This is a genomic window from Bradyrhizobium sp. CCBAU 21365, from assembly GCF_015291305.1.
Taxonomy (GTDB): Bacteria; Pseudomonadota; Alphaproteobacteria; order Rhizobiales; family Xanthobacteraceae; genus Bradyrhizobium; species Bradyrhizobium elkanii.
In genome coordinates this window covers 4,197,571-4,217,327 of record NZ_CP030036.1, presented here as the reverse complement: position 1 = coordinate 4,217,327, position 19,757 = coordinate 4,197,571, and the positions used below count along the sequence as shown (strand labels likewise).

Annotated in this window: 19 protein-coding genes; 7 read left to right on the top strand and 12 right to left on the bottom strand. The window is 64.9% G+C overall.

All coding sequences use genetic code 11. From position 1 onward, the window contains the following. Positions 1 to 4: 4 nt before the first annotated feature. The 11 genes from XI02_RS19145 to XI02_RS19095 form a co-directional block, all read right to left on the bottom strand. Positions 5 to 1,204 carry a CaiB/BaiF CoA-transferase family protein gene (locus XI02_RS19145; RefSeq protein WP_018271139.1) on the bottom strand — a complete coding sequence of 400 codons (1,200 nt, stop codon included), beginning with the start codon at positions 1,202 to 1,204 and terminating at the stop codon, positions 5 to 7. A gap of 163 nt (positions 1,205 to 1,367) precedes the next feature. Next, on the bottom strand, positions 1,368 to 1,577 hold the full coding sequence (locus tag XI02_RS19140) for a hypothetical protein (protein WP_016847187.1): 210 nt from the start codon (positions 1,575 to 1,577) through the stop codon (positions 1,368 to 1,370). Positions 1,578 to 1,720: 143 nt separating this feature from the next. Continuing rightward, a complete protein-coding gene (locus XI02_RS19135) occupies positions 1,721 to 3,259 on the bottom strand; it encodes a class I adenylate-forming enzyme family protein (protein ID WP_018271138.1) in 1,539 nt (512 codons plus the stop codon). 1 nt (position 3,260) lies between these two features. Beyond that, positions 3,261 to 4,430: an acetyl-CoA acetyltransferase gene (locus XI02_RS19130; RefSeq protein ID WP_016847189.1), complete on the bottom strand. Its 1,170-nt coding sequence runs from the start codon at positions 4,428 to 4,430 to the stop codon at positions 3,261 to 3,263. Between the two features lie 45 nt (positions 4,431 to 4,475). Then, entirely contained in the window at positions 4,476 to 5,126 is a 651-nt protein-coding gene (gene eda / locus XI02_RS19125; RefSeq protein WP_018271137.1) for a bifunctional 4-hydroxy-2-oxoglutarate aldolase/2-dehydro-3-deoxy-phosphogluconate aldolase, read from the bottom strand. Beyond that, the gene (locus XI02_RS19120) at positions 5,123 to 6,079 is read right to left on the bottom strand and encodes a sugar kinase (RefSeq protein WP_016847191.1); all 957 of its coding nucleotides are present in this window, start codon (positions 6,077 to 6,079) and stop codon (positions 5,123 to 5,125) included. Before XI02_RS19120 ends, eda begins: the two co-directional genes overlap by 4 nt. A 130-nt stretch (positions 6,080 to 6,209) precedes the next feature. Continuing rightward, positions 6,210 to 7,196, bottom strand: coding sequence for a D-erythronate dehydrogenase (gene denD, locus XI02_RS19115; protein WP_026192645.1), 987 nt, complete (start codon positions 7,194 to 7,196; stop codon positions 6,210 to 6,212). A 55-nt stretch (positions 7,197 to 7,251) separates the two neighbouring features. Beyond that, positions 7,252 to 8,175, bottom strand: coding sequence for a carbohydrate ABC transporter permease (locus tag XI02_RS19110; RefSeq protein ID WP_016847193.1), 924 nt, complete (start codon positions 8,173 to 8,175; stop codon positions 7,252 to 7,254). Beyond that, on the bottom strand, positions 8,168 to 9,127 hold the full coding sequence (locus XI02_RS19105; RefSeq protein WP_018271134.1) for a carbohydrate ABC transporter permease: 960 nt from the start codon (positions 9,125 to 9,127) through the stop codon (positions 8,168 to 8,170). Before XI02_RS19105 ends, XI02_RS19110 begins: the two co-directional genes overlap by 8 nt. Positions 9,128 to 9,236: 109 nt before the next feature. Next, positions 9,237 to 10,556 carry an ABC transporter substrate-binding protein gene (locus XI02_RS19100; RefSeq protein WP_018271133.1) on the bottom strand — a complete coding sequence of 440 codons (1,320 nt, stop codon included), beginning with the start codon at positions 10,554 to 10,556 and terminating at the stop codon, positions 9,237 to 9,239. A gap of 76 nt (positions 10,557 to 10,632) precedes the next feature. After that, positions 10,633 to 11,700 (bottom strand): ABC transporter ATP-binding protein, encoded by a 1,068-nt coding sequence (locus tag XI02_RS19095; RefSeq protein ID WP_018271132.1) that lies wholly within the window; start codon positions 11,698 to 11,700, stop codon positions 10,633 to 10,635. Positions 11,701 to 11,906: 206 nt separating this feature from the next. Here XI02_RS19095 and XI02_RS19090 point away from each other — a divergent pair, with 206 nt between their 5' ends. The 4 genes from XI02_RS19090 (at position 11,907) to XI02_RS19075 (ending at position 16,593) form a co-directional block, all read left to right on the top strand. Further along, positions 11,907 to 12,935, top strand: coding sequence for a LacI family DNA-binding transcriptional regulator (locus XI02_RS19090; protein WP_018271131.1), 1,029 nt, complete (start codon positions 11,907 to 11,909; stop codon positions 12,933 to 12,935). Between the two features lie 212 nt (positions 12,936 to 13,147). Continuing rightward, entirely contained in the window at positions 13,148 to 14,986 is a 1,839-nt protein-coding gene (locus XI02_RS19085) for an IlvD/Edd family dehydratase (protein ID WP_018271130.1), read from the top strand. Between the two features lie 113 nt (positions 14,987 to 15,099). Beyond that, complete coding sequence (locus XI02_RS19080) at positions 15,100 to 15,834, top strand: SDR family oxidoreductase (RefSeq protein WP_018271129.1); 735 nt, start codon at positions 15,100 to 15,102, stop codon at positions 15,832 to 15,834. A 12-nt stretch (positions 15,835 to 15,846) separates the two neighbouring features. Continuing rightward, on the top strand, positions 15,847 to 16,593 hold the full coding sequence (locus tag XI02_RS19075) for an SDR family NAD(P)-dependent oxidoreductase (RefSeq protein WP_018271128.1): 747 nt from the start codon (positions 15,847 to 15,849) through the stop codon (positions 16,591 to 16,593). Here the strand turns inward: XI02_RS19075 and XI02_RS19070 are convergent. Beyond that, positions 16,590 to 17,462, bottom strand: a complete 873-nt coding sequence (locus XI02_RS19070) for a LysR substrate-binding domain-containing protein (protein ID WP_016847201.1) — start codon at positions 17,460 to 17,462, stop codon at positions 16,590 to 16,592. The genes XI02_RS19075 and XI02_RS19070 overlap by 4 nt on opposite strands. Positions 17,463 to 17,555: 93 nt before the next feature. On the opposite strand from XI02_RS19070, the gene XI02_RS19065 reads away from it, so the two are divergent. From XI02_RS19065 to XI02_RS19055, 3 genes are all read left to right on the top strand, one after another. Continuing rightward, entirely contained in the window at positions 17,556 to 18,458 is a 903-nt protein-coding gene (locus XI02_RS19065; protein ID WP_194483467.1) for a DMT family transporter, read from the top strand. Positions 18,459 to 18,543: 85 nt separating this feature from the next. After that, positions 18,544 to 19,224, top strand: coding sequence for a site-2 protease family protein (locus XI02_RS19060; RefSeq protein WP_018271126.1), 681 nt, complete (start codon positions 18,544 to 18,546; stop codon positions 19,222 to 19,224). Between the two features lie 101 nt (positions 19,225 to 19,325). Next, a complete protein-coding gene (locus XI02_RS19055) occupies positions 19,326 to 19,733 on the top strand; it encodes a hypothetical protein (RefSeq protein WP_026192644.1) in 408 nt (135 codons plus the stop codon). The last annotated feature ends 24 nt before the right edge of the window (positions 19,734 to 19,757 follow it).

Below are 19,757 nucleotides of genomic sequence, written 5' to 3'. Positions count from 1 at the left end.
GCTCCTATGCCTGCACCGCTTTAACCGCGCCGTCGCGCACCATCGCCGCGATCTCCTCGGTGGAGAAACCCGCCTCCCGCAAAATCTCCGCGCTGTGCTCGCCGAGCCGCGGCGCCAGCCGGCTCGGCTCGACCCTGGTCTCCGACCACCGCGCCGACGGCGTCATGCTGCGGATCCGGCCCTCGGTCGGGTGATCGACCACGGGGAAGACGCCGGTCGCGACCATATGCGGGTCCTCGAGCAGGCTCTCGAGATCGTGCATCGGCATCACGGGCACGTCGGCCTTCTCGAGGATCTCGTTCCACTCGGCAGTGGTCCTGGTCTGGAGAATACGCGCGAGTTCGGCGTAGACGACATCGATATTGCTGGCGCGGCCGGCGAAGGTCGCGAATTTCGGATCGCTGCGCAGATCGTCGCGGCCGGTCGCCTTGAAGAAATTCTCCCACTGCTTGTCGTTGTAGACGATCACGCAGATATAGCCGTCGAGTGTCTTGTACGGTCGCCGGTCCGGCGACAGATGCCGCGCATAGCCGCCCTTGTCGAGCGGCGGATCGTAGGTCAGACCGCCCATGTGGTCGCCCATGACGAAGCCGGCCATGGTCTCGAACATCGGAATGTCGACGCGCTGGCCCTGCCCGGTACGGTCGCGATGCACGAGGCTCGCACAGATCGCGCCGACCGCGGTGAGGCCGACGATGCGGTCGACCAACGCGTTCGGCACATAGCGCGGCACACCGTCCGAGGTTTGCGCCATCAGCGCCGGCAGCGCGGTCGCGCCCTGGATCAGGTCGTCATAGGCGGGCTTGGCGGCATAGGGTCCCTCCTGGCCGAAGCCGAACACGCCGGCATAGATCAGCCGCGGGTTGACCTTGGAAACGACGTCATAGCCGAGTTGCAGCCGCGCCATCGCCTGCGGGCGCACATTGTAGACCAGCACGTCGGCCTTCGCGATCAGCCGCAGCACCGCCTCGCGCCCCGCCGCCTTCTTCAGATCGAGGCAAACCGAGCGCTTGCTGCGGTTGGTGTTGAGGAACACCGGTCCCATGCCGGGATGCCGCGTCGGACCGATCTGACGCGTCACGTCGCCATCGGGCGATTCCACCTTGACGACGTCGGCGCCGTAATCGCCAAGCATCTGCGTGGCGTAGGGTCCCATCAGCACGGTCGTCATGTCGACGACCTTGATACCCTGCAGTGGTCCCATCGTCCTGTTCGCTCCCGGATGTCGTGGTTATGGAGCTAGTAACGGGAGCTTTTCAAAGAGATCAAGCTGCGCCGGGCGTATGGGCGTATGCATGGCTGCGGCCGGGCCGCTTCCGTGCGGCGGAACGCGGGGTGGGCAAAACGAAGCGTATTCACCGCCGCCCTTATGCCGGCGACTGCCCCGTCATCACCTCGCGCGCCTTCAGGAGCCTTTCCAGTTCCGCATTCTGTTGCTCGAGCCGCTCGGCGATGCGCTCCTCGACTTCGGCGCCGGCTGCGCCCGCGGCCTGCTCGATCAGCTGCCTGATATTGTCCCGGAGGATCGCGATGCGATCGTTCACTTCCGACAGCGACAGAGACGTCTCGATTCCCATGGTCCGTTCTCCCGGTGACAAGCACAGGCAGCTTAGCGCGGCGGGAGGTCCCGGCCTATCCCTTAACCGCTCTGGTGACCCCAATCCCTACTGTGCATGGGGTTGTTTTCGATGTTTTCGATTCAACCCAGCCTCGCCGCGCTTTAGCCCATGCCCTTGGCCAGCATCTCCCGCAGCGCGGTCTTCAGCACCTTGCCATAATTGTTCTTCGGCAGTGCATCGAGATAGACATAGCGCTTCGGCCGCTTGAAGCGGGCGATCGAGGCAAGGCAATGCGCGTCGAGCTTGCCGTCGTCGGCGGTAGCGCCGTCCGCCAGCACGACGCAGGCGACGACGATCTCGCCCCATTCCGGATCCGGCACACCGACGGCCGAGACCTCGCGGACATCGGGATGGGTCAGCAGGGCTTCCTCGACCTCGCGCGGATAGATGTTGGTGCCGCCGGAGATGATCACGTCCTTGGAGCGGTCCGACAGCGTGAGGAAGCCATCGGCATCGAGCCGGCCGACATCGCCGGTGCGCAGCCAGCCGTCCTTCAGCGTCTCGGCATTGGCCTTCGGATTGTTCCAGTAGCCGAGCATCACGGTCGCGCCCTTGACCTCGATCTCGCCGGTTTCGCCGGCAGGCAGCGGCGTGCCGTCCTTGCCGGTGATCCGCACGGTGACGACGCTCTGCGCCAGCCCGACCGAGGCCAGCCGTTCGAGATAGCGCGGATGATCGCTCCGGGCGTGCCAGCCGCGCGACAGCGCCGTGATAGTCATCGGCGACTCGCCCTGGCCGTAGATCTGCACGAAGCGCTGGCCCATCGTCGCCATCGCATCGGTGATGTCGGCCGTGTACATCGGACCGCCGCCATAGATGATGGTGCGCAGCCCCTCGCCGTTCTCGCCGCGCTTCTTGGCGGCATCGACCAGGCGGCGCACCATCGTGGGGGCCGCGAACATCACGACATTGTCGAGCTGGCGGCCGAGGTTGAGCACCTCATCCGGATCGAAGCCGCCGGACTCCGGCACGACGTGACGGCCGCCCATCCGGACGTGCGGGAAATTGTAGAGGCCGGCGCCATGCGAGATCGGCGCGGCATAGAGCGAGGCATCGTGCGGCGTCGCCGGATCGACGTCGGCGAGATAGCACAGCGACATCGCGACCAGATTGCCGTGGCTGAGCATCACGCCCTTCGGGCGACCGGTGGTACCCGATGTGTAGAACAGCCAGGCGAGATCATTGCTCTCGCGCGGCAGCGGCGCAGGTGGTCCCTCGCCGCCTCGCATCGTCTTGTAGGCGCCGCCGTCGACCGACACCATGGTCATGCCGGTGGGGCAGTCGTCTTTCGCCTCGTTCAACGCGCCGATCGTGTCATCGGAGACGAAGGCGAGCTTGGCGCCGCCATTGCCACAGATCCACGCCGCCTCGCGGCCGTGCAGCTTGGCGTTGATCGGGATCGCGGCGGCACCGATCCACCAGATGCCGTAGAGGCATTCGAGATATTGCGTGCAGTTCGACGCAAACAGCGCGATGCGGTCGCCGGCGGCAATGCCGTGATCACGCGCCAGCGCCGCCCCGATCGAGGCGGCGCGGCGGGCAAAGGTGGCGTAGTCGGCGTCCAGATCGAAGCCGGTCAGCAGCGCCGGCGCGTCGGGACGCGCCCGTGCCGTCGCCGCCAGCCATTCGGCAATGTTCAAGCTACTTCGCCGGCTCGAGGATCGAGACGTAGTTGGCGACCGCGGCGCCGCCCATGTTGAAGATGCCGCCGATCTGCGGGTTCTTGAGCTGCATGCCCTCGGGCGCCTGCCCCGTGAGCTGCATCGCGCTCATCACATGCATGGAGACGCCGGTGGCGCCGATCGGGTGGCCCTTGGCCTTGAGGCCGCCGGACGGATTGACCGGCAGCTTGCCGTCCTTCTGGGTCCAGCCTTCCATGATCGCGCGCGCGCCCTGTCCCTTCGGCGTCAGGCCCATCGCTTCATATTCGATCAGTTCGGCGACGGTGAAGCAGTCATGGGTCTCGACGAAGGACAGGTCGGAGAGCTGCAGGCCGGCCTTCTGCAGCGCGCGCTGCCAGGCGGTGGTGCAGCCCTCGAACTGCAGGATGTCGCGCTTGGACATCGGCAGGAAATCCTGCGCATGCGCGGTGGCCCGGATGTTCACCGCCTTGCCCATGGTCTTGGCCGTCTCGGCGTCGGTCAGCACCAGCGCGGCAGCGCCGTCCGAGACCAGCGAGCAGTCGGTGCGCTTCAAGGGACCGGCGACGAACGGGTTCTTGTCGCTCTCGGCGCGGCAGAACTCGAAGCCGAAATCCTTGCGCATCTGCGCATAGGGATTGGCGACGCCGTTCTTGTGGTTCTTGGCGGCGATCATCGCCAGGGCATCGGACTGGTCGCCGTATTTCTGGAAATAGGCCTGCGCGATCTTGCCGAACACGCCGGCGAAGCCACCGACCGTGTCGCCGTCCTCGGGCAGATACGACGCCTTGAGCAGGTTCTTGCCGATCTCCGGGCCCGGCGTCTTCGTCATCTGCTCGACGCCGACCACCAGCACGATCTTCGCGGCGCCGGCTTCGATGGCGCGGATGCCCTGATGCACGGCGGCCGATCCGGTGGCGCAGGCATTCTCGACGCGGGTGGCCGGCTTGAAGCGCAGCGCCGGATTGGCCTGCAGCACCAGCGAGGCCGTAAAATCCTGCGGCGAGAAGCCGGCGTTGAAATGGCCGAGCATGATCTCGTCGACATCGGACGCGGCGATGCCGGCGTCAGCCAGCGCCTCGTTGGCGACCTTGACCACGAGACCCTCAACGGTCTCCGCGTCGAACTTTCCGAATGGCGTGTGCGCCCAACCCACGATGCTGGCGGTCATGGCCGTATCTCCCTGTTCCTGTTCGGAGAGTTATGTAGCGTATCTTCAGGCGGCTTTCAGCGTTTTCATCGCCGTCGCGCACATGGCGGTTATGCCCGCCCAATTGCCGGCGCGGATATCGGCCGCCGGGCACAGCCAGGAACCGCCGACCGCCAGCACATTCGGCTCGGCGAGCCAGGTCGCCGCATTGGCCTCACTGACCCCACCGGTCGGGCAGACCCTGACCTGCGGAAATGGTCCGGCCAGAGCCCGCAGTGCCTTGATACCGCCCGCCTGCTCGGCCGGGAAGAATTTGACGACGTCGAAGCCGTGGGCCAGCGCCTGCATCAGCTCGGAGGCGGTCGCGATCCCCGGCGCGAAGGGTAGCCGGCTCGAGGCTGCCGCCGTCAACAGCTCGGGCGTCGCCCCCGGGCTGATGCCGAATTTGGCGCCCAGCGCCTCGGCGCGCGCCAAGTCGTCACCATTGAGGATCGTGCCGATCCCGACGATCGCCTCCGGCACACCGGCGATGATGTCCCTGGCCGCCTCGACCGCGACCGCCGTCCGCAGCGTCACCTCGAGCGTCCGCACGCCGCCGGCGACCAGCGCCTTCGCCAGCGGCACCGCGTCCTCGAGCCGCTCGATGGTCAGCACCGGGATCACGGTGGCCTGGCGGATCAGCTCGGCGATGTGGTCCTGCTTCGATGTCGTTGTCATTGCGAGGCCTTGCGGGATGGTGGGAGACGAAGCGCCTTTTTCGGCGGCATGGCGTAACGCGGAATGATCGCGCCGGGATAGCACACCACGACACCGGCCAGCCGATGGCCGGCGCGCGCGGCCTCCTCGGGCTCGGCGCCGCCGAGCCGCGCGGCGAGATAGGCAGCGGCAAAACTGTCGCCGGCCGCGGTGGTATCGACCACCGGCTTGGTGAGCTGCTCCGCCCTCACCTCGCGCGTTCCGCCGGCCGAGCGGACGATGCACGCCGGCTCGGCCAGCTTCAGCACGACCTCGGGGCTCGAGATGCCTGCCAGCAGCGCCGTGTTGGTCTCGCCGGGGTAAAGCGGCGCCAGATCCTCGGTCGAGGCCAGCACGATATCGGCCGTCTCGAACGCGCTGCTGAAGACCTTCCGCGCGACGTTCAGGTCCGACCAGCCTCGGGCGCGGAAATTGGTGTCGAACGCGAACCGCGTCCCCAGCAGCCGAGCACGCTTCAGCGCCGCCAGCAATCGCTCCCGCCCATCCTCGCGCAGGATCGAGAGCGTGATCGCCGAGAGATAGACGACGTCATAGGTCGCGAGCGAGTTCAGGATGTCTTCCGTTTCGGGCAGATCCATCAGGTCGCGGGCGGCAGCGCTGTCACGCCAGTGGAAGAAGCGCCGCTCGCCCCTGTCGTCGGTCTGAATCAGATAGAGGCCGGGCAGCTTGCCCGCCGATCGCGCGACATGCTTGGTGCCGATGCCTTCGCTCGCCCAGCCCGCGATCATCTCATCGCTCAGCGCATCATCGCCGAGCGCCGTGAAGTAATCGACGTGGACGCCGAGCCGGGACAGATAGACCGCGGTGTTGAGCGTGTCTCCGCCAAAGGAGCGCGAATACAACCCGCCGAGCTGGCCGCCAGGGGCCTGGCGCAGCTCGATCATGCATTCGCCGATGCTGGCAACTCTGGTCATCTCACGAGCCGCGCTAAAGCGCGATGATGCCTGGTTGAATCATCATCGCGCCTTAGCCCCTTGTCTGAGCATGATCTTCTCGGAAAACCGCTTCGCACTTCTCCGGATCATGCTTGAGCCCGGACGCCGCTCAGGCGGCGAACTTGCCGCCGAGCTCGTCCTCGATATGGATCCGGATGATGTCGTCGAAGGTCTTCTCGGCCGTGGTGAAGCCGAGCTTCAGCGCGCGGTCGGTGGCGAAATCGCGCGGCCAGCCCGAGACGATGCTGATGATGGTCGGATCGGGCACCCGCTTGATCCGCGCGGTGACGTTCTTGCCTGCGACGCGCTCCAGCGCAGCGATCTGCTCGCCGACGGTGACGGACATCCCGGGCATGCTGAGATTGCGCCGCGGCCCCATCGCGTTGAGATCCATGGTGCCGGCGTGAACCAGAAAGCCGACCGCCGATTTCGGCGAGGCGTGCCAGTGCCGGACGTCCTCGGAAACCGGCAGCACCGCCTCCTCGCCCGCCAGCGGTTCACGGATGATATTCGAGAAGAAGCCGGACGCCGCCTTGTTCGGCTTGCCCGGACGCACGCAAATTGTCGGCAGGCGGATTGAGATCCCGTCGAGGAGGCCCTTGCGGGTGTAGTCGTTGATCAGGAGCTCGCAGATCGACTTCTGGGTGCCGTAGCTGGTCAGCGGCGTATGGAAGAATTCGTCGCCGATCTTCTCGGGGAACGGCGCACCAAACACCGCGATGGAGGACGTGAACACCAGCCTCGGCTTGTAGCCGCCGCCGACGGCACGGATGGCGTCGATCAGATAGCGGGTGCCGTCGAGGTTGATCCGGTAGCCCTTGTCGAACTCGGCCTCGGCCTCGCCCGAGACGATAGCGGCGAGATGGAAGATCACCTCGGGACGCTCGGCGATCAGCGGCGCCGCGGCGCCGGCATCGGCGAAATCGGATGCGACCACATTGACCGGGATCGAGGCATTCGCGGGCTTGGCCGGAGCGACCACGTCCTGCAGCGTCATCCGAGTGATCTCCTGCCGGCCGAGGCGGCCCTCGCGCAAGAGACGCTCGGTCAGCTTGCGGCCGACCATACCGGCGGCGCCCAGAATCAGAATGTGCACGACCCTGCTCCTTTTCTTGTCTTGTTGTTCGAATTCAGCTGCGGGCCTTGCGCGCTCATTCCTTCACGGCACCCGTCATCGCCGAGACATAATGCTCAACGAAGAACGCGTAAAGAATAACCAGCGGCAGCGAGCCGCATAGCGCCCCTGCCATCAGGGAGCCCCAGCGATAGATGTCACCGTCAACGAATTCGTTGACGATGGCGACCGGCACGGTCTTGTTGGGGGTCGATTGCAGGAACGTCAGCGCGTAGATGAACTCGTTCCAGCACAGCGTGAAGCAGAAGATGAAGGCCGAGATCAGGCCGGGGACGGCGAGCGGCAGCACGATCTTGATCAGGATCTGCCAGCGGCTGGCGCCGTCGATCAGTGCGCATTCCTCGAGCTCGAACGGGATGGTCTTGAAATATCCCATCAACAGCCAGGTCGAGAACGGGATCAGGATCGTCGGATAGGTCAGGATCAGCGCCAGCGGCGAGTCGAACAGGCCGTACTGAAACACGACGGTCGCGAGCGGAATGAACAGGATCGACGGCGGCACCAGATAGGCCAGGAAGATCAGGCCGCCGACGACGTTGGCGCCCTTGTAGCGCAGCCGCACGATCGCATAGGCCGCAAGCACGCTCGCGATGATCGACAGCACGGTGGCGCCCACCGCCACATACATCGTGTTCCAGAGCCAGTGCGGATAGTAGCTCTCGAACAGCAGCTTGTGGATGTGCTTGAAGGTCGGATTCCAAGTCCAGAACGGATTATACTTGTCGAGATCGAGCAGTTGCTCGTCCGGCTTGATCGCCGTCAGCCCCATCCAATAGAACGGGAACAGCAGGATGATCACGATGATCGACAGCGGGATGTAGAGCGTCACGATCCGCCGCGGCACCGACTGCAGGTAGCTCATGCCCTCGCTGTTGTCGACGCGCGACGGCGTCGACAGGATGCTCTTGAGGTCCACTTTGGAGGCAGGAAGATCAGTCATTGCTCTCTCCCTGCTGCCACTTCCTGCGTTGCAGGCCGAACCATGACACCATGATCGCGGCGAGCAGGAACGGGATCATCGCGCTCGAGATCGCGGCGCCCTCGCCCAGCTGCCCCGCGATAATCGCGCGCTGATACGACAGCGTCGCCATCAAATGAGTGGCGTTCACCGGGCCGCCGCGGGTCATCGCCCAGATCAGCTGGAAGTCGGTGAAGGTGAACAGCACCGAGAACGTCATCACGACGGCGATGATCGGCGTCAGCAAGGGATAGGTGATGTAGCGGAACATCTGCCAGCGCGAGGCGCCATCCAACGTCGCCGCCTCATACAGCGAAGGCTGCACGGTCTGCAGGCCCGCCAGCAGCGTGATCGCGACGAACGGCACGCCGCGCCAGATATTGGCGAAGATCACGCAGATCCGGGCCCAGGTGGTGTCGCCGAGGAAATTGATGTTCTGCGTGATCAGGCCGAGATGCTTCAGCGACCAGGAGATGATCGAGAACTGGGAATCGAAGATCCACCAGAACGCCAGCGCCGACAGCACGGTCGGCACGATGAAGGGGATCAGCACCGCGGCGCGCAACAGCGCCTTGAACGGCATGCGCTCGTTGAGCAGCAGCGCCAGATAGAGCCCGACCGCGAACTTCACGGCGCTGGCGATGAAGGTGTAGAGCAGCGTGTTGAAGACCGACAGCCAGAAGATGGCGTCGTCCCATAGCCATTCATAGTTCTCGGTGCCGATGAAATGACCGACGCGGCCGATGCGGGTGTCGGTGAAGGACAGCCAGATGCCGAGCCCCAGCGGATAGGCCAGGAAGAAGATCAGGAACGCCATCGCCGGCAACATGAACCAGAAGCCGAGCCAGTTCTTGTTGTGGCGGAGCTGATCCCACGCGGTCGCTTCGCGGATTTCGGTCTTCGCACGTCGCGGCGCAAGGGCGATGTCAGCCATAGGCGATGTCCCGATTGCTCAACGGATTGAGCATGACTACGCAATATTCCAATGATGGCATTCCAATGATGACGCGGACGGCGGCGCTCCGCCGCCCGCGTCCATCACATCAGCGATAGATGCGCTTCAGCTGCCGTTCGGCTTCGGCCATCGCGGCCTTGCCGTCCTTGGCGCCGGTGCAGTAGTTCGCGAACATGTCGACCACGATGAAGTCGGCGATCGCGGTCGCGGCCTTCTCGCCGGGCGTGCCGATGCCGGAGGCCGGCAGCGCGCGCTTCGACGCCTGGCCGAACACCGCGTTCTTCGGATCGGCGGTCCATACCGGAGCCGAGTCGTAGGCATTGAGCGTGTGGGTGAGATAGCCCCGCGCGCCCGACAGCCATTTCTCGAAATTCTCCTTCTCCAGCATGAAGGCGATGAACGCCTTCGCTGCATTCGGATATTTGCAGAAGTTGAAGGCGAGGATCGGAACCGCGAGCTGCAGCTCGGTCGGCTTGCCGATCGGGCCGACCGGCCACAGCGCATGGTCGATGTCCTCGGCGAGCTCCTTCTTGTTCGGATCGTCCTTGGCCGCGACGTAGATCGAGATGCCGTTCGAGGTCAGGAACAGCTCGCCGGACAGGAAGGCCTTGTTGTTGGAAGAGTCGTTCCAGGATGCGACACCCGGAATGAAGGTCTCCGACAGCGCCTTGGCATATTCCAGCGCCTTCATCGTCTCCGGCGAGTTGATGATGACCTTGTCGTCCTTGTCGACGGTCCAGGCGTTGTGGCCCCAGAGGATGTTATGCACCCAGGCATTGGCGTCGCCGGTGGCGTGGCCGAGCGCGAAGCCGGCCGGCGTGTTGTTCTTCTTCAGCGCCTTGCACAGTTCGAGATAGGCCGGGAAATCGGACGGCACCTGCTTGAAGCCGGCCTTCTGGACCGCCGACTTGCGATAGGTCAAATAGCCGCCGACGGTCGCGACGGGAATGCCGAGCCAGTCATTGCCCTGCTTGCAGGTCTTGGCCGCGGCTTCGGTCCAGCCGCCATATTTGTTGCCGAGATAATCGGCAACGTCGTTCATCTTGAGAACCTTGGTCGGGAACAGCTGCGGCAGCGTGTGCAGGCCCCAGGCGAGGTCGAGACCCGAGCCGGTGTTGGCGGCGACCGAGGCCTTCGGCTGCACGTCCTCGAAGGACTCGCTGAACACGTTCATCTCGGTGCCGGTTGCCGACTTGAAGGCCGCGACCATGGCGTTGAATGCGTCGTCTTCCGCGGGCACGAAGCGCTTCCAGCGCATCACGGTGAGCTTGGCGCCGGGCTCCGCCTTCCAGGGCGCGCTCTGCGCCCAGGCCTTGGCGAAGTCGAACAGCGCCGGCCCGGTGAGTATGCCGGTTGCAGCCAGCGCCGTGCCGCCCTGAAGTAGCGAGCGGCGAGTAAAATCGTGCATCGTCCTTCTCCCTATGATTGTGTTTTTGTTGTTTTTGATCTGGCCTGTTGGTCGGCCATTGAGATCGATCGCTCCGTCAGCTGTTCAGTCGTTTCCCCGTCGAATCGTCGAACAGATGAACCAGCGACGGATCCGGCTTGAGCCGAACCTTGTCGCCCGGGTTGAACAGATGGCGCTCGCGGAACACGGCGACGACCTGCTCGCCGCCGAGCTTGGCGAACACCTGGGTCTCCGAGCCGGTCGGTTCGACCACCACGATCTCGGCTTCGGCGCCGTCATCGGCGATGGTGAAGTGCTCGGGCCGCACGCCGTAGACCGCGGGCTTGCCGTCGGAATTGGCTGGCGCCGATTTCAGCGGCAGTTTGACGCCGTTTGGTCCCTCGAAATAGGCGGCGCCGTTCACCTTCACATTGCCCTTGAGGAAATTCATCGCCGGGGAACCGATGAAACCGGCCACGAACTGGTTCGCCGGCGTGTCGTAGAGCTCGAGCGGCGAGCCCATCTGCTCGACGATGCCGTCATGCATCACCACGATCTTGTCGGCCATGGTCATGGCCTCGATCTGGTCGTGGGTGACGTAGACGGTCGTGGTCTTCAGCCGCTGGTGCAGTTCCTTGATCTCGGTGCGCATCGCAACACGCAGCTTGGCGTCGAGGTTCGACAGCGGCTCGTCGAACAGGAACACCTGGGGATCGCGCACGATGGCGCGGCCCATCGCGACGCGCTGGCGCTGGCCGCCTGAAAGCTGGCGGGGATAGCGCTCGAGCAGCGGCGTCAGTGCGAGGATTTCCGCGGCGCGCTTGACGCCGGTCGAGATCTCCTCGGGCTTGGCGCCGCGCAGCTTGAGCGAGAAGCCCATGTTGTCGGCGACCGTCATATGCGGATACAGCGCGTAGTTCTGGAACACCATCGCAATGTCGCGCTCTTTGGGCTGGACATTGTTGACGACGCGGTCGCCGATCGAGATCGTGCCGGAGGTGATGTTCTCGAGCCCCGCCAGCATGCGCAGCAGGGTCGACTTGCCGCAGCCGGAGGGGCCGACCAGAACGACGAACTCGCCGTCCTCGATCGGGATCGACACGCCGTGCAGGACCTCGAAATTGCCGAACGATTTCCGCACGTCGCGAATCTGGACCGACGACATCCACTTCCCTCCCTCAAGTTCCCGACGACGTACGACGAGTGCCGCCACCGCTCTGTTTTGTTCCGGCCGCGCTGGGTGCGCGGCGCTGTTGGACTGGGGTTATTGTCCGCAGTTTATCCGGTTTTGGCAATCGTTCGATTAGCAATCGCTTGGTAGCGCTGTCAATATCAGTTTGTCTGCGACGAACGTCGTGATATGAGCGGCAAATGGCCCGAAAGCGCATCACGCCAGGCAAGATCCGGCTCGCCGAAGTCGCGAAGCTCGCCGGTGTCAGTCCGATCACGGCCTCACGGTTCTTCAGGAATCCCGAAGCACTTTCGGCCGGCAAGCGCGCGCGGGTCGAAAGTGCGGCAAAAGAACTCGGTTACGTGCCCAATCTCGCGGCACGCGCGCTTGCGTCGCAGCGCACCGAGGTGATCGGTGTCCTGATCCCGTCGCTTACCAACAACGTGTTCTCCGACGTGCTGCGCGGCATCTATGACGCGCTCGACGGCAGTCGCTACAGCATTCAGCTCGCCAACACCCGCTACAGCATCCTGCAGGAAGAGCGCCTGCTGCGTCTGTTTCTGGCACAGAAGCCCGCCGGGCTGATCATTACCGGCATCAACCAGACCGCCGATTCCCACCGCATCATGGAGACGGTCGATTGTCCGATCGTCCAGATCATGGAGGTCGGTCCCTCCCCGATCGACATGATGATCGGATTCTCGCATTTTGACGCCGCAAAAGCGGCCATCGCCCACCTGCTCGCGCAGGGCTACCGGCGGATCGGATTCCTCGGCGCGCGAATGGACCCGCGGGTGCAGCGGCGGCTCGACGGCTATCGCTTTGCGATGACGGAAGCCGCGCTGTTCGATCCACAGCTTATTGTGACAACGGCGATCCCGACCTCGGTCACGCTCGGCGGCACGCTGTTTGCCGACCTGCTCGCCAAGGCGCCCGACATCGACGCCGTGTTCTGCGTCAATGACGACCTTGCGCTCGGCGCGCTGTTCGAATGCAAGCGCCGGCACATGGCGGTGCCGGAGCAGATGGCGATCGTCGGCTTCAATGACCTCGAATTCATGGCGTCGAGCGAGCCGACCTTGAGCAGCGTGCGCACCAATCGCTACGAAATGGGCAGAAACGCTGCCGTGATGGTGATCGAGACGCTGGAAGGGCGCCGGCCCGCCGAACCCGTCGTCGATCTCGGCTTCAGTGTCATGGAACGGCAGAGCTCGGCGCGACGCAATTGATGCCGCCCGGTACGTGCCCGTCACAAGGGAAGCGAAAAATGATAAAATGATAGCGCAACCAAGACCCTTCAACTAAGGTCCAATCCATCACACGAAACACCTGTGCGTGATCGGTCGGGTTTGTAATGCACGACGATTTGCGCAAGGTAGCAACGACGCTGAACCAGAGCCCTTGAATGGGCCCACCAGAGTTTGCATTGCGGGAGAAACCAATGACAAAACCCCCCACCAACGGGCACGACGCCGCAGGCGCGACCAGCAAGGGCAAGGGCCGCAGGCTCCGCTCCCAGGAATGGTTCGACAACCCGCACAATCCGGGCATGACCGCGCTCTATCTCGAGCGCTACCTCAACTACGGCCTGACGCGCGAGGAATTGCAGTCGGGCAAGCCGATCATCGGCATCGCGCAGACCGGCAACGACCTGTCGCCCTGCAATCGGCATCACCTCGAGCTCGCACACCGCGTCCGCGAGGGCATCCGCGCCGCCGGCGGCATCGCCATGGAGTTTCCCACCCATCCGATCCAGGAGACCGGCAAGCGCCCGACCGCGGCGCTCGACCGCAACCTCGCCTATCTCGGCCTGGTCGAGGTGCTGTTCGGCTATCCGCTCGACGGCGTGGTGCTGACCACCGGCTGTGACAAGACCACGCCGGCCTGCATGATGGCGGCGGCGACCGTCAACCTGCCGGCGATCGTACTGTCGGGCGGCCCGATGCTGAACGGCTGGCACGAAGGCCAGCGTACCGGCTCCGGCACCGTGGTGTGGAAGGCGCGCGAGCGGCTCGCCGCCGGCGAGATCGACTATGAGCAATTCATCGAGATCGTGGCCTCCTCGGCCCCCTCGGTCGGCCATTGCAATACGATGGGCACCGCATCCACCATGAACTCGCTCGCGGAAGCGCTCGGCTTCTCGCTGCCGGGCTGCGCGGCGATCCCGGCGCCGTATCGCGAGCGCGGCCAGATCGCCTACGAGACCGGCAAGCGGATCGTCGACATGGTCTGGGAAGACCTCAAGCCGTCGGACTTCCTGACGCGCGAGGCGTTCGAGAACTGCATCGTGGTCAACTCCGCGATCGGAGGCTCGACCAATGCACCGATCCATATCAATGCGCTGGCGCGCCATGTCGGCGTCGAGCTGTCGATCGACGACTGGCAGAAATACGGCCATGACGTGCCGCTGCTGGTGAACATGCAGCCGGCCGGCTTCTATCTCGGCGAGGAATATCACCGCGCCGGCGGCGTGCCCTCGGTGGTGCGCGAGTTGATCAAGCACAAGCGCATCCACGAAGGCGCCCTCACCGTCAACGGCCGCACCATGGGCGAGAATTGCAAGGAAGCACCTGCGCCCGACGGCGACGTGATCTGGGGCTACGACAAGCCGCTGGTGAAGGACGCCGGCTTCATCGTGCTGCGCGGCAATCTGTTCGACTCCGCGATCATGAAGACCAGCGTGATCTCGAAGGAATTCCGCGACCGGTACCTGTCCAACCCGAAGGACCTCAATGCCTTCGAGGGCCGCGCCATCGTGTTCGAGGGGCCGGAGGATTATCACAACCGCATCGAGGATCCCGCGCTTGACATCGACGAGCATTGCATCCTGTTCGTCCGCGGCACCGGCCCGATCGGCTATCCCGGTGGCGCCGAGGTGGTGAACATGCAGCCGCCCGCGGCGCTGATCAAACGCGGCATCCTGTCCCTGCCCTGCATCGGCGACGGAAGGCAGTCCGGCACCTCGGGCTCGCCCTCGATCCTCAACGCCTCGCCGGAGGCCGCCGCCGATGGCGGGCTCGCGATCCTGAGGACCGGCGACAAGGTGCGCATCGACCTCAACAAGGGCAGCGCCAACATCATGATCTCGGAGGATGAGCTGCGCACCCGCCGCGCCGAGCTGAAGGCCAAGGGCGGCTTCCCGCACCCGGCCAACCAGACGCCGTGGCAGGAGCTCTACCGCAAGACCGTCGGCCAGCACGCGACCGGCGCCTGCCTCGAGCTCGCGACGCGCTACCACGACATCGCCGGCAAGGTCGGCGTGGCGCGCGATAATCACTAGGACGCAAACCGTCATTGCCGGGCTCGACCCGGCAATCCATCGTTCTTCGAAAGATGGATGCGCGGGTCAAGCCCGCGCATGACACTGCAAATCGCCAAAGAAGGAAGAAACGCATGTCAGACCGCCTGAAGGGCAAACGCGCATTCGTAACCGCAGCGGCCGTCGGCATCGGCCGCGCCTGCGCGCTGGCCTTTGCTCGCGAGGGCGCGACCGTGTTCGCGACCGATATCGACGAAGGCAAGCTTGCGCTGCTCAAGGAGGAGGGCGTCGCCGAGGTTGCGAAGCTCGACGTGCGCGACACCGCAGCCGTCGAGGCAATCGCAAAACGCGCCGGCAAGACCGACATCCTGCTCAATGCCGCGGGCTTCGTGCATCACGGCACGGCGCTGGAGTGCTCGGACGACGACTGGGACTTCTCCTTCGACCTCAACGTCAAGTCGATGCACCGCACCACGCGCGCTTTCCTGCCCGGCATGCTGGCGCAGGGCGGCGGCGCCATCGTCAACATCGCCTCCGCCGCCGGCGCGGTGAAGGCGGCGCCGAACCGCTACGTCTATAGCGCCACCAAGGCCGCGGTCGCGGCACTGACGCGTTCGGTCGCGGCCGACTTCATCACCAAGGGCATCCGCTGCAACTGCATCTGCCCCGGCACCATCGAGACGCCTTCGATGCTTGAGCGTGCGGCGGCTGCCGGCCCGCAGGGACGCGAGATGTTCGTTGCGCGCCAGCCAATGGGCCGGCTCGGCACCGCCGGGGAAATCGCCGCGCTCGCCGTCTATCTTGCCAGCGACGAAAGCTCGTTCACCACAGGCGTCGCGCATGTCATCGACGGCGGCTGGACGCTTTAATCGGGAGGCAACATGAACAAGATCGATCTCAATGGCCGCTGTGCCGTCGTCACCGGCGGCGCGCAGGGATTTGGCCGCGCCATCACCGAGCGCTTTGTCGCATCGGGCGCCAAGGTCGCGATCTGGGATTTCGACCAGCCGCTGGCCGAGAAGACCGCGCGGGCGATCGGCGAGAACGTGATCGCGATCAAGACCGACGTCACCGATCCTGACGCGGTCGACGCCGCACGCGATCAAACGCTGCGGGCGTTCGGCAAGATCGACATTCTCGTCAACAACGCCGGTATCACCGGAGCCAACAAGCCGGTATGGGAAACCGATCTCGACGACTGGCGCAGGGTGATGCGCATCAATCTCGAGGGTCCCTTCGTCTGCTGCAAGGCGATCGTGCCGGCCATGATCGGCCAGAAATACGGCCGCATCGTCAACATCGCCTCGATCGCCGGCAAGGAAGGCAATCCGAACGCCGCGCATTATTCGTCGTCGAAGGCGGGCCTGATCGCGCTGACCAAATCGCTCGGCAAGGAGCTCGCGCAACACGACATCCTGGTCAATGCGGTGACGCCGGCCGCGGCGAAGACCGCGATCTTCGACCAGATGACGCAAGCGCACATCGACTTCATGCTGTCGAAGATCCCGAAAGCCCGCTTCGTGCAGGTCGAGGAACTCGCCTCGATGGTGGCGTGGCTGGCATCAGAGGATTGCGCCTTCTCCACCGGCGCGGTGTTCGACATCTCCGGCGGCCGCGCGACCTATTAGATCGCCGCTCGCCTCGCCGGCTGCCGCAGCGTCGCGACGAGATGATCGGCCAGGAGTGACGCCGCGTGCGACAGGTTTTGCGCACGATGCAGCCGTATCTCGGCCCGCGGCAGCCGCGGCATGCCGTCGCGCGCGGTCAGCCGACGCAGCGTCGGCGGAAAGGTCCCCGACTTGACCACGGTCACGGCAAGCCCCTGTGCCGCGATCGCCTCGACCGCGGACAGGCTGTGGCTGACAAAGGCGAGCCGCCACGGCCGGTTCGCCTGATCCAGCGCCTGCATCGCCCAGCTCCGGAACAGGCAGCCCTGCGGATAGAGCGCGACCGGCAGCGGATCGAGCTCCTCGACGCGATGCGCGGCGCTCGCGGCCCACACCGCCTGCTCGGTGCGCAGCAACTCGCCCTCGCCGCGTCCCTCGGGGTGCATCGCGATCACGAGGTCATAGGCTTCGCCGAGCCGATCGGTCATTGTCGACGTCAGCCCCGTCTCCATCTCGACGTGGATCAGCGGATAGCTGGCGATGAAGTCCTTGAGCAGCGGCGGGACGATCATCGTCCCATAGTCGTCCATGACGCCAAGGCGAACCTGTCCATCGGTGCCATGCGCGCGCACCCGGCCGACCGCCTCCGCGTTGAGGCTCAGAATGCGGCGGGCATAGCCGAGCAACCCCTCGCCTGCCGCACTCAGATCGACGCTTGACGTGCTGCGGTGAAACAGTTCGGCCTGCAGCCGCTCTTCCAGCCGCTTCACCTGCATGCTGACGGCGGATTGGGTCCGGTTCAGCGCCGAGGCCGCGCGGGTGAAGGAGCGATGCTCCGCCACCGCGACAAAGGCCTGCAGAAGATCCGGGTCCAGGATGGGCGCGCTCATAACGGTCTGTGATTTAGCCGATCAAATCTATTCCATTCCCTGATTATGTCCCCGTCCCTAGATTGCGCAAGCGAAACCGAGGATTGGAACGGAATGGGCGAGATCTGGGGCGTGTTGGCGGCGGTGGCATCGAGCGCGCTCGGCGGCACATCGATCGGGGCGACACGGTTTCTGGTCGGCGCCATCGACCCGCTGGCGATCGGCGCGTTCCGCTTCGGCATCGGCGTCTTGCTGCTGCTGCCGCTGGCACTGCTGCAACGCCGGAGCTGGCCGACGCGGCACGACTGGCCCGGCGTTGTCGGCCTCGGCCTGCTGTTCTTTGCGGCGTTTCCGGTCCTGTTCAACGCCTCATTGATCTTCACCACCGCCGCGCGCGGCGCCCTCGCGCTGTCGACGCTGCCGCTGCTGACCATGCTGGTCGGCGCGGTGCTGGGCGCCGAAGCGCTCACCGCGCGCAAGACCGCAGGCGTGCTGATCACCATTCTCGGCGTCTCGATGGCGCTGCTTTCCGGCCTCGCCACGGCGCCACCTGGCGCCTGGCGCGGCGACCTCTTGATGATCGCAGCCGCGCTGTGCATGGCGCTCTACAGCATCTGGTCAAAACCCTATATCCGCCGCTCCGGCCCGATCCCCTTCACCACGCTCGCGATGGCGGCCGGGGCTGTTGTCCTCATAACAGCGTCGCTGCTGCGCGGCAGTTTTGCGCCGGTTGCCGATTTCGGCGCGCCGCAATGGTTCGGCGCGATCTATCTCGGCGCCTTCGGCGCCGCACTCACCTTCTTTCTGTGGGCCTTCGCGCTGGAGCGGACGACGCCGACCCGGGTGGCGATCTCGGTCACCGTCAATCCGATCCCGGCATCGCTGGTCGGCGCCGCGCTGCTCGGCGAGCCGCTGAGCTGGAATCTGGTTGCCGGCATCGTCACCGTTTTTGCCGGCATCTGGATCGCGACCACCCAGCCGCCCCTGGCGCACGCGGTCGCCCCCGACATGCGCTGACCTGCGGCAACGCTCGCCGGCAAGGCCTTCAGCGAATCCGTGCTAGCCTGAGGTCCGGTCCCAGCGAACCTGAGGCGGCACGCCATTGAACATCTCCCTCTATGACATCTCCGTCTGGGTATTGCCGGTGGTCATTGCGATCACGTTTCACGAAGCCGCGCACGGCTTCGTCGCGCATCGGCTCGGCGACGACACTGCCTGGCAGCTCGGCCGCGTCAGCTTCAACCCGCTGAAGCATATCGATCCGTTCGGCACGCTGATCCTGCCTGCGGTGCTGCTGTTCGCGCATTCGCCGTTCCTGTTCGGCTACGCCAAGCCGGTGCCGGTGAACTTCCGCAAGCTCAATCATCCCAAGCTCGACATGGTGTGGGTGGCGCTGGCCGGCCCGGCCACCAACATCATCCTGGCGATCGCCGCGGCGCTGGCATTCCACGCGCTGCCATTGGTGCCGGCCGATGCCGCAAAATGGACCGCGGACAACCTGAAAAACGCCTTCCTGATCAACATCGTGCTCGCGATCTTCAACATGATGCCGATCCCGCCGCTGGACGGCGGCCGGGTCGCCGTCGGGCTGCTGCCAAGGCCGCTGGCGATCCCGCTCGCCCGGCTGGAGCCCTACGGCATGCTGATCCTGATCGGGCTGTTGATCCTGCTGCCGGTGATTGGCCGGCAAGTCGGCCTAAATCTTGATGTTATTTCAACGATACTGCGAACTCTGACCGGCTATGTAATCAACGCCCTTCTCCTCATTACCGGAAACACATAGCCTTTGATTTAGCGCATGATCTGACCGGACATCGGTGCCACTTTCTGGATCATGGGCAAGGACGGGAACGCTTCGAGGCCATGGTGATCAAAGCTGCCGATATGCTGATTGCACGACGCGCCGACACCCGCGCGCGGGCCGACTTTGCGACCTGGAAGATGATGGCCAAGCTGAACGGCGCCTCCGCTTTGCCGCCCGAGGCGCAGAATTTCCTGGCCATTTACAACAAGCTGCTGGGACAGATGAGCGAAGCCGACGCCGGCGAGGCGACCATCCAGGAGATGTACCGCACCTACTATGTCGAGATGGGCGGCGCGGGCAAAGCGCCGGAGGTTCCAGCGCGCGCGCGCGAGCCGGTCGCCGACAGCGGCAACGTCACGACGTTCCGCCGCCTGCCCCCCAAGAAGACGAGCACCTCCGACCCGAACGCCAAGCGTTCGATGCCGGTGGCACTGATCTTCGCCTGCCTCGTCGTGGTCTACGTCGCGATCCGGTACTACTGGAAATAGCGCCGTCCGCGCTTCACCCTATCC